Annotated in this window: 12 protein-coding genes; 3 read left to right on the forward strand and 9 right to left on the reverse strand. The window is 63.2% G+C overall.

Features of this window, described 5'->3' with window-relative positions; all coding sequences use genetic code 11:
- Positions 1-72: 72 nt before the first annotated feature.
- The 8 genes from VGV37_RS08780 to VGV37_RS08815 form a co-directional block, all read right to left on the reverse strand.
- The gene (locus VGV37_RS08780; RefSeq protein WP_326879277.1) at positions 73-990 is read right to left on the reverse strand and encodes an NAD-dependent epimerase/dehydratase family protein; all 918 of its coding nucleotides are present in this window, start codon (positions 988-990) and stop codon (positions 73-75) included.
- Between the two features lie 162 nt (positions 991-1152).
- Complete coding sequence (locus tag VGV37_RS08785; RefSeq protein ID WP_326879278.1) at positions 1153-1905, reverse strand: acyltransferase; 753 nt, start codon at positions 1903-1905, stop codon at positions 1153-1155.
- Positions 1906-1922: 17 nt separating this feature from the next.
- Positions 1923-3422, reverse strand: a complete 1500-nt coding sequence (locus VGV37_RS08790) for a lipopolysaccharide biosynthesis protein (protein WP_326879279.1) — start codon at positions 3420-3422, stop codon at positions 1923-1925.
- A gap of 6 nt (positions 3423-3428) precedes the next feature.
- Positions 3429-4391: a glycosyltransferase family 4 protein gene (locus tag VGV37_RS08795; RefSeq protein WP_326879280.1), complete on the reverse strand. Its 963-nt coding sequence runs from the start codon at positions 4389-4391 to the stop codon at positions 3429-3431.
- 132 nt (positions 4392-4523) lie between these two features.
- A complete protein-coding gene (locus tag VGV37_RS08800) occupies positions 4524-5471 on the reverse strand; it encodes a GDP-L-fucose synthase (protein WP_326879281.1) in 948 nt (315 codons plus the stop codon).
- Between the two features lie 13 nt (positions 5472-5484).
- The gene (gene gmd, locus VGV37_RS08805; RefSeq protein WP_326879282.1) at positions 5485-6531 is read right to left on the reverse strand and encodes a GDP-mannose 4,6-dehydratase; all 1047 of its coding nucleotides are present in this window, start codon (positions 6529-6531) and stop codon (positions 5485-5487) included.
- 290 nt (positions 6532-6821) lie between these two features.
- A complete protein-coding gene (locus VGV37_RS08810; RefSeq protein WP_326879283.1) occupies positions 6822-9404 on the reverse strand; it encodes a YjbH domain-containing protein in 2583 nt (860 codons plus the stop codon).
- A 78-nt stretch (positions 9405-9482) separates the two neighbouring features.
- Positions 9483-12500, reverse strand: coding sequence for a polysaccharide biosynthesis/export family protein (locus tag VGV37_RS08815; protein ID WP_326879284.1), 3018 nt, complete (start codon positions 12498-12500; stop codon positions 9483-9485).
- A gap of 36 nt (positions 12501-12536) precedes the next feature.
- Here VGV37_RS08815 and VGV37_RS08820 point away from each other — a divergent pair, with 36 nt between their 5' ends.
- Positions 12537-13211 carry a YjbF family lipoprotein gene (locus VGV37_RS08820; protein WP_326879285.1) on the forward strand — a complete coding sequence of 225 codons (675 nt, stop codon included), beginning with the start codon at positions 12537-12539 and terminating at the stop codon, positions 13209-13211.
- 157 nt (positions 13212-13368) lie between these two features.
- Positions 13369-13821, forward strand: coding sequence for a lytic transglycosylase domain-containing protein (locus tag VGV37_RS08825; protein ID WP_326879286.1), 453 nt, complete (start codon positions 13369-13371; stop codon positions 13819-13821).
- Here the strand turns inward: VGV37_RS08825 and VGV37_RS08830 are convergent.
- Complete coding sequence (locus VGV37_RS08830; RefSeq protein WP_326879287.1) at positions 13772-14464, reverse strand: SOS response-associated peptidase; 693 nt, start codon at positions 14462-14464, stop codon at positions 13772-13774. The two genes, VGV37_RS08825 and VGV37_RS08830, sit on opposite strands and share 50 nt — an antisense overlap.
- Before the next feature lie 169 nt (positions 14465-14633).
- On the opposite strand from VGV37_RS08830, the gene VGV37_RS08835 reads away from it, so the two are divergent.
- Complete coding sequence (locus tag VGV37_RS08835; RefSeq protein WP_326879288.1) at positions 14634-14864, forward strand: hypothetical protein; 231 nt, start codon at positions 14634-14636, stop codon at positions 14862-14864.
- Positions 14865-14882: the final 18 nt, after the last annotated feature.

A 14882-nucleotide genomic window follows, 5' to 3' on the forward strand; every position in this document is an offset into this window, starting at 1 on the left:
CCAGATTTCTCAGATAATTGACACCGCCGATCCAACCATTGTTGGTTTGAGCCATGACGAAACCGACACGTATCAAAAAACGTCACTCCTGAACCATTCGACGTAGCGGCCGATTTCCTGGCGCAGATCCTTGCGTGGCGCCCAACCCCAGGAGAGCGCATCGCTGATGTCGGCCTGGTAGTGGGCGGGATCCCCCGCTCGGATCCGTCCAGAAAACCGCGGGGGCTCGGCGCACCCGAGATCGGCGGCGATCGCCTCGACGATGTCGCGGATCGGCACGGCCACGCCCGTCCCGCCGTTCACGACGGCACCGGCGCTCGTTGCATGGTCGCCGGCGCGCACCATGAGGTCGCCCGCGTCCTCGACGTGCAGCCAGTCGCGCGTCTCGTCGCCCGTCCCGCCGAAAGCATTGTCCCCGGCGGACAGCTTCATGCAGGCATCCCACAGAAGCTGCTTGCGAATGCCAATGCCATAGATCGAGAACAGGCGGACGTTGACGCTGCGGATCCCGAAATTTCGCCCGTAGGATCGGCACAGATCTTCGGCGATCCGTTTATGCATGCCGTACGGCGATACAGGATTCAAGGCGTCGGTCGTCCGGATCGGCATCTGCGTGGCGGCACCGTAGACGCCGGCGCTCGACGCGACGACGACATTTGCGGCGGGGCAATGAAGCCGCGCGAATTCGAGGACGGCCAAGGTGGTCGAAACGTTCCGCTCATAGTCGCGAACGGGATGCGCCAGGGAAAAAGGCACCGAACCGCTGCCGGCACAATGGAACACGACGGCCGGCGTATCGACATAGGTCGACAGCGTCTCGAGGGTGACTTCCGCCGTGTGCCAGTCGGCGAGGCCCCACGATTGCCATTCGTCGCGGCCCCAGGACCCGTGGCCGATTCCGATGACGCGATAGCCGTTCGCCGCCGCCGAGCGCGCCACATGTCGACCAACGAACCCATAGGCACCGGTCACGACAGCAACGCCGGTCACGCCGCCCTCCGTTCGGGATTACGCCGATATCTGCCGGCCCAAGCGATGATTTCAGATACTCCCCACGTCGCATCCGCAGGAAATTTCCCGTCCCATGCGGCGGCGACATTAGGGGAGCCCCTGCGGATCGTCCAGTGCCGGATGGGTTCCCTGCGCCAAGCCTCAGGGCAGATCGCCCATCGACTTGCCCGCCGCATGCAACGGCATTCCCGGGAAGACGATGGCCGCGTCCAGCGTGGCGAGATAGGCTTCCTCGTCCGGGATCAAGCGTTCCTTCTCGGCCGTGAACTGATCGGCCGGGATCCAGGCCTGCGCTTCCATATCGTAGCGCTTGATCACGCGCGCCGGATTGCCGACCGCGATGCTGAAAGGCGGCACGTCCTTGTTGACCAGGCTCGCTGCACCGATGATGCAGCCGTGCCCGATTTTGACGTTGCCGATGATCGTGACCCCGGCGCCGAGTTGACAATTGACGCCGAGCGAAATGACGGCGTCATCTCGCACGCCCGCAAAAATATAGGGCGTGAAAGGATTTTCAAAGAAATGATTGCTTCCCAGAAAGCAGCAATTAACGCTGGTCATCGTGTAATCTTTAAATTCGATCAAGAGTCCTGAGCTGAAGAAATTCCGCCTGCCGATATAACTTCTCCTGCCGATGGCTATCTGCCTGACGTCCCGATCACGATGATTGACGTTCAGCCAGCATCCCTCCGACAGGATGGCATCTTCTCCGATCGCCACGTTCCTCCACCCCAAGACATGAACATTCTTATCGACAAAAGCGGTCGAAGAAACGTGCTTTCTCCCGTAACGCCAAACGTCGATCAAACCACGAGAGCGGCGCAAAAAAGTAATCGCGCGTTCCGGCAAGCATGAGAGCAGGATTTTTCGGACCGGTTCAAAGGTATCTTTCAATCGGCCACTCCTGGATTTCACGCATATTTTGCGAGTCGGCCTTTAATAAAAAATGCCGTGGGGATGGCCGCGAAAATCAAATAGGCGATCGTCGCGCCCCAGGGAATGGCCGGGACGCCATAGTGCAGTACCAGGGCGATCTTGAAGGAAATAATCGCCAAGCCGGCAACAACGCCAACGATCAGTTGGAACGTAACGATGTGTGCTCCGTTCAGGAACATCGCTACGGCCGTACCGCCGGCTTCGACGATCTTCCAACAGCCGAGACCGAGGAGCAAGGCGAAGGACGGCGCTATCGCCCGACCGACCCAGAGCTGGAGAAGCCAGGGTCCGAAGACAACGAGCCCTCCTGCAAGCACCGTGGCTGCCGCCACGGCCACGCCGAAAGAGCGTCCGAGGGTTCGTCTGACCCACGCATAGTCACCACGGGACAGAGCTTCGCCATAGGCCGGCCAGAACGGCACCAGAACCATCCCCAGGATCATCGGAATGATGCTGAACATCTTTTCGGGAACCGCATAGCCAGCGATGGCGCTCGCTCCCAGCGTTTGCGCGATGATGATATTGTCGGCGCCATAGGAAACCGAAGCGACGATCTGGAGGAACAGAAAGAGCATCCCGGTGCGCACGGTGGCGGAAATGGCCCGGCGCGAGATGCACGGGATGGATGGTCGGATATCGACGCGTTGAACACCAAAAAAGATAATCGTATTCAAGATACTGACGATGAGAGGTCCGCCGACCAGGGCCAGAACGAGCCAGGGCAGACCTTCCTTCAGCAAGATCGCTGCCACGACCCAGATCAGGGCGAGCACGCTACCGAGACATTGCCACAGATTCGCGGCGAACCCCATCTGCAGGCCCATCTGCACGCGCTGGACGACGCTGAAGGGCACGGAAAGGGCGAAACAAAGAAAGAATACCGCGAGCGCCTGTCTCGCTTCGCCACGTGCGAGATCGGAAGTGACGTTGAAGATTTTGTACCAGGGAACGAAGGGATAGGCGGCGGCGACGACCAGGATGATCGTCAGCGCTATCAGAACCAGCACGAAAAATCCGCTGGAGATATAGCTTCTGATCATGGGCCAGTCATCGAGGCCATGGGCAGCGGCAATGGCATTCAGCAGACCGTTGCCGATACCCAGGTCGGCGAAAGACAGCATGGCGATGAACGAACTGATGACCATCCACATCCCATAGCGCTCGGCGCCTAGATAGTTCAGGGCGAGCGGAATGTAGATCAGTGCCGCCACGACCGAAAAAACCTTGGAAAGCATACCGGCGCCAGCGGTGAGCGCGACGCGTCGATATCGTTCCTGCGTCCGCCCGTCGACGGTCGACACGTCGAACGGGCGAAACCGAATGAGCCCGATCGTTTGGCGGAATTTAGCAGCCGAGATGACCATGATTTCATGAATGACTTTAAAGGAAACCCGAGGCCTCGCAAATCTCGCGATCTGTACAGCAGGAAGAAGAATACTGAGGAAATTTACCGCCCATTGCCCTTGCGGGATCAAACGGCGCTAGCGCGGCTCCGTCATATTCGCCTGACGTTCGATGATCCCAGCATAGAGCGCAGCATAAGCGGCACCGACCGTCGCTCGACGGCATCGTTCCAGGGTTTCCCGCGGCGGCTGGTGCCGCTGCGGGGCGTCCAGCGCCTTGCGCAGGGCGTTTGCCACGGAAATCTCGGAGCCCGGCGAGGCAAGAGCGGCATTGGCATAGAATTCCTGCCGCGCATAGGCGCGATCGCCCAGTACCAGTGGAACGCCTGCCGCCGCGGCTTCCAAGGCCGAGATCGGCTGCTGCTCGCGATGGCTCGGCAAGGCGAACGCCGCAGCGCCGTGATAGGTCGCCGCCAGTTCCGGCGATCCCGCTGGCAGCCCGCGGATCCACTGCATGTCGGATCGCCCGGCCATGGCATCCGCAACGGCCTGCCCGTAGGCCTCCTCGCCCGTCAGCACGCTGCCGACGAGCAGCAGCGGAACGCCCAGACGACGGCAGGCGCGAACCAGGGTCAGTTGATCCTTGCGACGGCAGATGTTCCCGGTGCACAGCACATATCGTTCCAGCGACACGGGCGCCGGCTCGCCGCCGACCGCCGGATCGAAGAACTGATCCTCGATGATGTTGGGAATGACATGGATCCGGTCCGCCGGCACGCCCAAAGTGTGCCGGGCATAGTCCGCCTGAAGCGAGTTGACCACCGTCAGGGCCGAAATCCAGGGGATCATGCCCATACGCGTCCGTTCCTGGCCCAGAATGGTCAGGCCCCAATGACGGATACGCCGGAGTGGACTCGAATAGGGAAAGAGCGCGCTGAAAACGATGGCCTTGCCTGCCTGGTTCGCCCAGTAGGCGGACGGATAGTGGGCGGATTCCAGGCCCCACATATGCAGGATCGAGAACGAGCCATCACGATCCCAGGGGTTCATCTGCGCCACGTCCGCGCCGGCTTCCCGCGCCGCAGCGAGCGCGCCCAGCATCTGAACCTCGAACCCGCCGAATGCGAAGCAGTGGGGCTGAAACGGCAAGACCCGCACGGCCGCGGATATGGACGCCGGTGCGCAGTCGCCGATCACGTCCGACGGGGTTGGTTCGGAGCGGCCTGCCATCGCTCAGGCCGCGACGTTCTCGCAATACCACTCGTAGCTGGCCCGCACGCCGTCTTCGAGCGAGATGGTCGCCGTCCAGCCGAGTGCGGTCAGCTTCGCAACATCGACCAGCTTGCGCGGCGTGCCGTCGGGCTTGTCCAGATCGTGCACGAAGTGCCCTTCCCAGCCAACGACGCGCGCGACGAGGGCGGCGAGGTCATTGATGGTCACGTCCTCACCGACCCCGATATTGATCGGCCCTTCGCCGGCGTAGCGCTCGAGCAGGAACACGCAGGCATCGGCCAGATCGTCGACATGCAAGAATTCGCGCCGGGGCGTACCGGTGCCCCAGAGCGGCAGCGTCTCGGCCCTGGTCCGCTTGGCGTGATGCGTCTTCGCGATCAGCGCCGGCAGGACATGGCTCGAGACGAGATCGAAATTGTCGAACGGGCCATACAGGTTCGTCGGCATGGCCGAGATGTAGTTCAGGCCGTATTGCCGGCGATAGGCCTGGCACAGTTTCACGCCGGCAATCTTGGCGATCGCATACCATTCGTTGGTCGGCTCGAGCGACCCGGTCAGCAGGGATTCCTCTGGCATCGGCTGCGGAGCGAACTTCGGATAGATGCAGGTCGAGCCAAGGAACAGCAGTTTGACAACGTCGGCGCGCCGGGCGCCTTCGATCAAATTCGCCTCGATCGCCAGATTGTCATAGAGGAATGATGCGGGCCGGGTGCTGTTCGCCAGGATTCCCCCGACCTCGGCCGCCGCCACGACGAGCGCGTCGGGACGGTGCCGCTCGAGCCAAGCAAAAGTCTCGGCCTGGTTGGTCAGGTTCGCTTCGGCCCGTCCCAGGCCCAGGACCTCGCAATCGATCCGGGCCAGACGACGGACCAGGGCGCTGCCGACCATGCCACGATGGCCGGCGATCGCGATCCGCTTGCCGGCCAGCGGGAAATCGAGAGCGCTCATGATGCCGGCCCGGTCAGCGGTTCGCCGCGCCGCGGGCGGCACCGGCATGGCCGGCGTCGCGCAGGACCGTTTCCTGTCGCGCGAGTTCATGGTCCGATTCGACCATCATCGCGACCAATTGCGGGAACGACACCTTGCGCTTCCAGCCGAGCGTCCGTTCGGCCTTGGACGGATCGCCGTGCAGGGCGTCGACCTCGGTCGGCCGCAGATAGCGCGGGTCCAGCTCGACATATTTCTGCCAGTCGAGCCCGAGCTGGCCGAACGCCAGTTCGACGAAATGCTGCACCGAATAGCTCTCGCCCGTCGCGACGACGAAATCATCGGGCTTATCATGCTGAAGCATCAGCCACATGGCCTCGACGTAATCGCCGGCAAAGCCCCAGTCGCGCTTGGCGTCGAGATTGCCGAGGAACAGCTTTTCCTGCAGCCCTTCCTTGATGCGCCCGACCGCGCGCGTGATCTTACGGGTCACGAAGGTCTCGCCCCGACGCGGGCTCTCGTGATTGAACAGGATCCCGTTCGTTACGAACATGCCGTAGGCTTCGCGATAGTTGATGCCGTACCAGTGGGCTGCAACTTTGCTGACCGCGTAGGGGCTACGCGGGTAGAAGGCCGTCGCCTCGCTCTGCGGCGGATGGGCCGCGCCGAACATCTCGGACGAGCCAGCCTGGTAGACCCGGACCTTGCTGGCGCCGCTCGCCATATGGTCGCGTACGGCTTCCAGAAGACGCAGCGCCCCGGTCGCAACCACGTCGGCAGTATATTCCGGCACGTCGAACGACACCCGCACGTGGCTCTGGGCGGCAAGATTATAGACCTCGTCCGGCTGCACCTTTTCCAGCACCCGGCGCAGGACGGTTCCGTCGGTCACGTCACCGTAATGCAGGGTCAGCTTCGGTCCGGCGACATGGGCATCGTGATAGAGATGGTCGATGCGTTCGGTGTTGAAGGAACTCGCCCGGCGCAGCAAACCGTGCACCTCGTAGCCCTTACCCAGCAGCAGTTCCGTCAGATAGGATCCGTCCTGCCCGGTAATCCCGGTGATCAGCGCACGCTTCAACACACTTCTCCATCATTCCGCAGACCCGACATGGAAAGCACCCGCCCACGCCAGCGCGGTTTGATTAACATACCGATCCCGGGCCACCAACCCGAATTATTTCAAGCGTCGCCTGCGCAAAATGAGGGATCAAGAAGAACCTATCCGCTCATGCCAGATGTATTCTCCGAACCCAGAGAAATACACGGAAGATATGGTAGCATGTTCAAAATATTTTGAATGAACACCCCCGCCATGTCGACTGAAACAGCATTCAGCTGGTGATCTGTCTTGATCGTTTCCAAGATAATTTATTGCAGAAAATGATCCCAGTCTTCACTCATATGCCCCGGATCCTGCCCTCGCGTCTCCCAATAGAGCGACTTTGGGCTGACGAGCATCTGGCCGCCGTCTCTGGTCAACGGACGATAGGCCGTGCCGATGGTCGAGCGACTGGGGAACGGCGTCACCAGATCGATGGGAATGCTGACGAACAGGCCGCGATCGAAGCGTCCTTCACCGTAGATCGCGGCCGGCACATTGGTGATGGTGAAGAAGCCGCCGACCCGCACGCCGCTCTCGAACTGTCGCGAGATCTCGTAGGTGAAGCCGATATCGCGCGCCAGATAACGTCCGACCTTGAGCGTGCTCTGCAGCCCATACCAGGGCATGTCGTAATAGATGCCCAACTGCCCGGTGGCGACGTTGTAGCTCTGGAGGCCGAATTGCTCATGAAAGCTGCGCTTATAGAGCTGATTGAGCTCCAAGCCGAACGCCCAGCGCGATCCATAGGGGCGGTAGAGCACTTCTCCGTCGACGCCGGCATACATGTCCTCGAGCAATCCGCCGGTCAGGCGCCCGTAGAAATCGCCGCCGAGACGGGTCGTATAATTCGCATAAAGGCTCGAGATTCCATATTTGCCGTCTTTCAAATAGTCCTTGATGTCGCTGCGGACGTGGGGCAGCAAACTATTCGAGGGATTCTGCAGCCGATTGAAGTTATCCAGCATGTTCACGCCGAAATCGCCGGCAATCGTCAGCCCCGGGCGCAGCTGAACCTCGGAACTCAACCCCATGTACAACGAGTAGAGGAAGAAGCCGTCGGGGCCGTTCAACTGGGTCTTCAGGCGAGGACGAATCCGATAGCTGAAGTCCGGAAAGACATCTTCGTTTGCGAATGCGTTGTCGCCTAGTTGCTCTCCACCGTTGAGTTCCGCATGAGCCAGCACCTCGGCCGCAGAACCGCGCCCCGTGAAGGCGCGCTGCAGATCGTCGCGCCGCATGCGCACGCGCACGACTTCGACGCCAGCCTCGACGTCGGCGATCGTAATTTCCGTCACTTCGGCGGGAGCGCGCGCATCGATGATGCGGGCGGCGTCACCCAAGGCCTTGGGCGTATATCGATATCGATAGTTTCCCAGACGCAGGATCGCTTCGTGACCTTTGATCTCGAAGGTGTAGCCGATCATTTTTGCTGCCGCGAGATCGGAGAAGATCGCGTGCGCAATGTTCCGATCGAGCTCTCTGATCGTTCGGTGCGGCGCGGCCGTCACGCTCGGCGTCGGATTTTGCGCGCGCACGCTCTCGGCGGTGCGCCCGGTCATGGCAACTGCACGCTCGAGCGTCGGCAGATCGAAATGTAGGCGTCGCTCGGTGCCGGCTTCGTCGAGCGTCAATTCGACGCGATCGACCGCCGGCTGCAGCCGCCCCGCCATACGCGCGAAGCTGCCGAGATCCTCCGACAGATCGCCGCGGGCAGTGCTCAGCCGCACCAGGGTCACGAGCCGCACGCCCGCCGTCGTGCCGATCGAGAGAATGCGGAAGCCGAACCGGTCGGCGGTCAGGCCGAGATCCGCCAAGGCGTTCCAGCTTTCCGGCGGCAGCGGTTGCGGCACTGGCTCCCGGCGCGGCAGGACCGTCGGCGCGGGACCGATCAAGGGCGCCTTGGCCGCAACCGTATCCCGGTCCGCGACTTCGTCGAGCGGAAGTGGTCCGACCGGCGCGCGCTGCGGATCGATTTGCCGAGCTTCCTGCGACTTCGGCGCTTCGGCGCCGGTCAGCTTGCCGAGATTGGTCTTGAAACCGACGCGCAGCATCATCGTGTTCTCGCGTTCCATCGCGAGCGACACTTCCGGACCCGATGCGAACGGCCGATAGACGAAGCCCGCGTCGATCGGACCCGCCGGCTTGATCTTCTCGATCTCGTTGAAAGCGTCGTGGCGATAGTCGTTCGGATTGAACTCGAGCTTGAAGATCAAGCCATCGATCGGCGTCTTGTATTCGAAGCCACCGAACAGCGACATGTCCGGGCCGGTGAAAAAATCGGTGCGAAAGCCACCCGCGGTGTTGATGGGATGCCGCTTGGCGAAATGACCGAACAAGTACTTCAACGGGTTCGGCAATTGACCATCGCTGGCCAATTGCCCCCAGCCGAGGCCCACGGTGACGTCGAAGTCTCCATAGCGCTTCGTGCCGACCAGATATTCTTCATCGAAGCTGCCGAACTGGGCGAAATCGGTCACGCCCAGCGTCAGGTCCGGCATGATCGGCCCTTCCTGCCACAGCCGGAAGCGCAAGTCGAAGCCGCGGTCACGGTAGCTCTGGTGACCGCCGAAGCCATTGGGGCCGAACGGCACGTTCGTAATCTGGGTGGTGCGGAACACGCCCTCCATCCAGGGAAAGGCGGTGCCGGAAAACACGAAGCGATGATAAGGCGTGATGAAGCTGCCGCTCGCGCGGACGTCGCCCTCCTCGCCCATACGGGCGGACGGTACCTGAAACAGGCCGATACCGCTGATGTCGCTCTGAGTCGGGAAGAGCCCCTGCCCCGGATCGAGGATTTCGCTCAGTTCGCCGTCGGCATGCGCGGCGCCGGCCGCGCAGAGGAAAGCCACGCCCGCCATCACCCGAAGCCAATGGCGGGAACCGGGTGCTGTCGAAGCCACCACTGTCTCGGACCTGACCGCCGCCCCTTAGTTGTTGATGACGGCGAGCGAGGCGGCCGTAATCGCGATCTGGCTCAGCACCTGCGTCACGTCGCGGATGACCGACAGCGTATCCGGCGACAGGTCGCGCGGCACGACGATCGTGCTTCCCGGCGGGACGGCCGTCTTCGAGAAATTCCACATAGACGAACTGACCGGTTCAGCGGCGCCGTTCGGCAGAACGATGAAGACATGGTCCTCGTCCGCGGTCTGCAGATAGCCGCCAGCGCGCCTGACATATTCCTGCGGCGACAGGCCCGGCTCGAACTGCTGGGAACTCGGATTGAGCACGTCGCCGGTCACCGCCACCGAACTCGGCCGCTTCGGCATGCTGATCTTGTCGCCCGGCTCGAGAATGATGTCGAGATCGGGACGGGACGCGAGGGTGGTCGGATCGGCCTCGAACACCACGCGACCCACGGGTTTGGTCGCCTTCAGCTCCGTGACCGCGGCCTGGAGCGACGCGATCGTCGACGCGCTCGAGCTCGCCGTCGCCGACGAGGCGTTGGCGACGGCCGCCGTCAGGCCGGCGTCGACCTGCCGGACACTTCGATCGAGGCCTTCCTGCTCCGTCCTCTGTGCCGACACGCGTGTCAGCACGGCGCCATAGGGATAGGCATCGTCGGTCAGCCCGCCGGCGCGCCGGACGACTTCAGACAGTTTCTCGCCGCGACGGATGTCGAACAGGCCGGCCTGCTTGAATTCGCCCGCCAGCACGACCGGTCCGGTATCGCGACGGTCGTAGACCGAATTGAAATGCACCACGTCGCCGGTGAACAGCGGCACGCGCGCGAAGTCCGCGCGCGCCAGGCTCAGGGTCTGGCGATCGACGTTCGCCCGCCCCTGGGCGCCATCGATGGTGAAGTGCGAGACCTCGATGTTCTTGAAATCCGCTGCGCGGGTCACGCCGCCGGCGGCCTGCTCGACTTCGGCCAGGGTCGCCTCGCCGACCGGATAGATACCGGGCCGCCGGACCTCGCCGCGCACCGTGATCGCATGCTCGACCAGGAACGGCAACAGATCGGGATAGCGGCCCATGATCGTCGGACAGGGCAGCACGCTCTGGGTGATGACGCCCGATGCGCCGTTGCTCGCCAACTGTACGGCGTTGTTGAATCGTCCGCCGCTGTCGGACTGGACGATCGAGGCCAGTTCCTGGAGGGCGGGGCAACCACGGCGCTCCGGCAGCCGAGCCATCGGCCTGGGAAGCGGTGAACCGTTCTGGTCGAACGGCTGCGGATCGGCATCGACGCCGGGATCGTTGGTCGAGCGCGGCCAGGACGAGACCAGGTAGGGGTCGGTATACACCGGCGCCACGTTTTGCGGCTGCAGCGGCTGGCCATTGATGTCGTAGGCGTCGACCTGTCGCTGCTGCATCTGGGGAAGAGAAGATTGGCCGGACTGCTGTGCCGACTGCGCCTGGCTTCCCTGCTGCTGCCAGAACGAGGGCCGACCGTCCGTCGTGGAGGCAATGAGCCCCGGCTCGCTGCGCTGGATCAGCGCAGACTCACCGGCGACGAGCGGACGATTGGCCAGCAGGCTCGGCGGCGTCTGGCCGACCAGCACCGACTGGACGTCCGACGAACTCAGGTATGCGACGTCGTCCTTGCCCAGCACGATCAGCGTATCCAGGCTGTGCAATGGATAGTCGCGCGTGCCGGACAGCACGGCGGCAAGATCGACGCTTTCCATGTGCCGGACCTGGCTGACCGGGTCGACCGTGATCAGCACCGCGAGTGGCAGGTAAGGATCGAGACCGAAACTCGTCCCGTTGCCGATCAGCGCACGGACGGAATGCGCCTGCGCCAAGGCCCGCTCGCCCGGTACCCGCACCCGGCCGAAGAGGCTGACCTGATCGACCTGGATATCCTCACGCTTGCCGACCATCAACAGATCGCCGGGCTGCAAGGTCACGCGGGCGTTCTCCTGGATCTCGGTCGTGCGCTGGCGACCCGACGCGTCGAAGGAAACCCGGATCAGCCGATTGCCGGCGGGACGGAGGAACCCGCCGGCCAGATCGACCAACGCGCGCGTCGCAATGCCGCCGCGCGGGATTTCATAGATCGCCGGTCGGGCGATATCGCCGGCCACGGCGATGGTGGCGCCCAGCGGTGCGACCGAGATCTGATCGCCCTCAGTCAGCTTGATGTCGATATCGGACTTGGTCGTCGTCAGCAACGCATAGAGATCGAGTGTCTTCGTCTGCCCATCGCGGGTCAGCGTCACGTTGCGCAGGCTGGCGCCCTGGGTGAGCTGGCCACTGAGCGCGTCGACCACGGTACCGAAGGCGCTGAGCTGCGCCTGCCCGGGGTTCTTGACCTCGCCCGTCACCAGCACGGTAATCCGCCGGACCTCGCCCAACGATACGAAGGCGTCCGTATTGACGTAGGAGCGCTTCACGACGGCGTCGAGATCGGTGCGGAAATCACCGAAGCTGCGGCCGACCGCGGGCACCGGTGGCAGGTCGGGCAGCACGACCTGGCCATCGCGGCCGACCCGCGTGCGATAGGTGCGCGAAACCTGACCGCGCAGCGTCGCGACGATTTCATCGCCGAAACCCATGACGTAGGTATCGCGAATGGCACCAGTGACCATGCCCGTGGCGCCGAACGTCGGCCGGGAAAACAGATCGCGGCCGAACAGACGAAGCTGGGTGCTGGCGCGCGAGGAATAGTCCCGCTCGAGCGGAGTTGCCGGTAGAGACTGCACAAACTGCGACTGGTTCAGCGCGTTGGACTGGCCATTTCCCACGCCATAGGGGTTCTGCTGAGTGTTCAGGCCGTTCTGACCGTTCTGACCGGTGCCGTTCCGATCCTGGCCGGTCGAGAGCGGCTGCTGGACGGAAATCTCGTTGCTGTCCCCGCCCTGCTGTCGCTGCAATTGATCGAGCAACGACTGCGGGATCGCCGGCAGGCTCTGCGCCTCCGCCACCCGCGCCGACACGGCCGCGCTCGCAGCGACCAATCCGAGGATGATGGTGAAAACCAAACGGCGACCAGCTAGCATATTCAATTCCTATGGCTCGGCCAGACAGGTTAGTTCGTGACGATAAATTCACAAAAGATAACGCGCCGGTCCGCACTTCTCGGTGCGGGGACGCTTCTACTGGCAGGCTGCGGCAGCTCTCGCAATCCGAATCTTACGGCCGCAATCGATCTGACGCGCAAATTTTTCAGCGAGCGCGCCTTTACCGACGCGGATGTCGAGCGGGTGCCTTTTGCCAGCATCGGTGTCCAGGTCGGAGGCGCCGCCGAAGCGATGGTGGTGCTGGCAACGGTCGAAGGCGACGATCTGACCTGGATCGCGGCAGACCGGTCAGCCATCATTACGCGCCATGGCCGCGTCATCCGCTTCAAAAGCGGCGACGTTGACGTGGTTACGGCCCTCGGCAGCGACGACCCGGTCGCAAATGGCGCCGTTGCGGCCGGCAGCTGCACAAGGCTGCTCGATTTTCCCAAGGCGAACCTGTATTCCGTGCCGACCCTGTCGACCTTCGCAGCCAGCGGTACGGCCAGCGTGACGCTGCTGCACGGCGACATCACGACCCGGAGTTTCACCGAAACCGGGGTCAGTCATCCGCTGGGCTGGGAATTCGAGAACCACTTCTATCTCGACATGGTCAGCAAGCGGGTCTGGCAATCGAACCAAAGCGTAACGCCGCAACTGCCGCCGATCAAAATCCGCGTGCTTCGCCCATATTCAGGTGACATTGCCTAGCTGATCCCCCCGGACCCGCCAGCGTCCCCGCGCCAGCTGTGCGGTTATATACCATTGCCGGACGCCCGACGAGAGAATCGCCCGCGAATCGCCCCTGTGCGACGGGCCGATTTCTGCTATGAGCGAAGCTGTATTCAACGATTGACCCTGAGCGCCCATGCTCCCGGAAGCGGCCGCCGCCTGCATCTACCTCGCCGCTCAGACGGCCGACCTGCCGCCGCCGATCCTCATGACCGTGCTGACGGTCGAAGCCGGCCACGAAGGCACCCATTCGTCCAACCACAACGGCAGCGAGGACTACGGTCCGGGGCAGATCAATACCGTGTGGGTCGGTGAGATTTCCCGCAAGATCCATCAGTCGCCTGAAGCGACGCGCGCGCTGCTGCAGTATGACGGCTGCTTCAACATTCGCGTCACGGCCAGTCTGCTGCGCCGCCAGATCAACGCGGCTGGCGAGTTCTGGACGGGCGTCGGCTGGTATCATTCCCGCACCAAGGCGGAGAGCCTGAAATACATCCGCAAGGTCATTGTTACTGCCAAGCGCCTGTTCGGGCCGCAGATCATCGCGACGACACCAGTGGAAGTGCCAGCTCGGCACCCTGATTCCTGACGTTGCCGACGGCCGGCGAGACCGGCCAATGATCGATCAACCCGTCAGCGCAGGGCCGCAGCATCGCCGATACGTCGCCCGGCCGTTCGCCCAGCCAGGCGGCCCAATCCTCCGCGCCGAGAATGACCGGCATCCGGTCGTGGATGGGCGCCATCACCCCGTTTGCCTCGGTCGTGATCAGCGTGATGGTCCGCAGGATCTCGCCGGCGGGGTCCCTCCAGGATTCCCAGAGGCCGGCGAGCACCAGCAGCGGCCGGTCGCCCGTACCGTTGGCCGGGTGGGCGAAGGCGTAGGGCTGCTTCGCCCCTTCCGCCGGCCGATGCCATTCGTAGAAACCATCGATCGGAACCAGGCAGCGACGGCGGGCGAACGCGTCCCGGAAGGCCGGCTTCTGGGCGACGGTCTCGGCGCGCGCATTGGTCAGCGAGGCGCCGATCTTCGCATCCTTCGCCCAATGGGGCACCAGGCCCCAGCGCAGCGGATCGAGTGCCCGTTCGCCGGTCTTGGGATTGTGCCGGACGGTCAACAGCAGATCGGTCGGCGCCGCGTTGTAGCGCGGCGGGGCATTGCTCAGCGGATTGACGGTGCCGAACAACGCCGCGAGCCGACGCGGCGGGCTGGTTTGGAACAGCCTACCGCACATGACGGCCCTGCCCCGTGCCGACCACGGTTGCCGGGCAAAAACTGCCGCACCGCTGCTCCGGTCGAGAAAAACTCACGCCAAACCCTTCATGCAGAAGGCTTTCCTTGTTGGTATCCGGTTTGCGTCGCCGCTGCCATCACGATGCTTCGCCGATCGAGGAGACCTTAGCATGACCGAAGCCGCCGCCTTGACCCATCCCCGTTCGCCAATTGCGGACAATCCTTTTGCCGCCTTGAAGAAGCACGACAAGGGTGTCCAGTTCAGCCTGGCCGACGTCGGCGCCGAAACCAAGAGCCAGACGCAGGCCGGTGCCGCGCTGGGCCAGGTCAAGCCGGCCGTGAGCGCGGCCGGCCACGGCAATCTGCTGAGTTCGTCCCTGCTGGCCCAACTGGGCGGATAGCGACCAAGCAACGCCCTC

This window comes from Aliidongia sp., assembly GCF_035943795.1.
GTDB lineage: Bacteria > Pseudomonadota > Alphaproteobacteria > ATCC43930 > CGMCC-115725 > Aliidongia.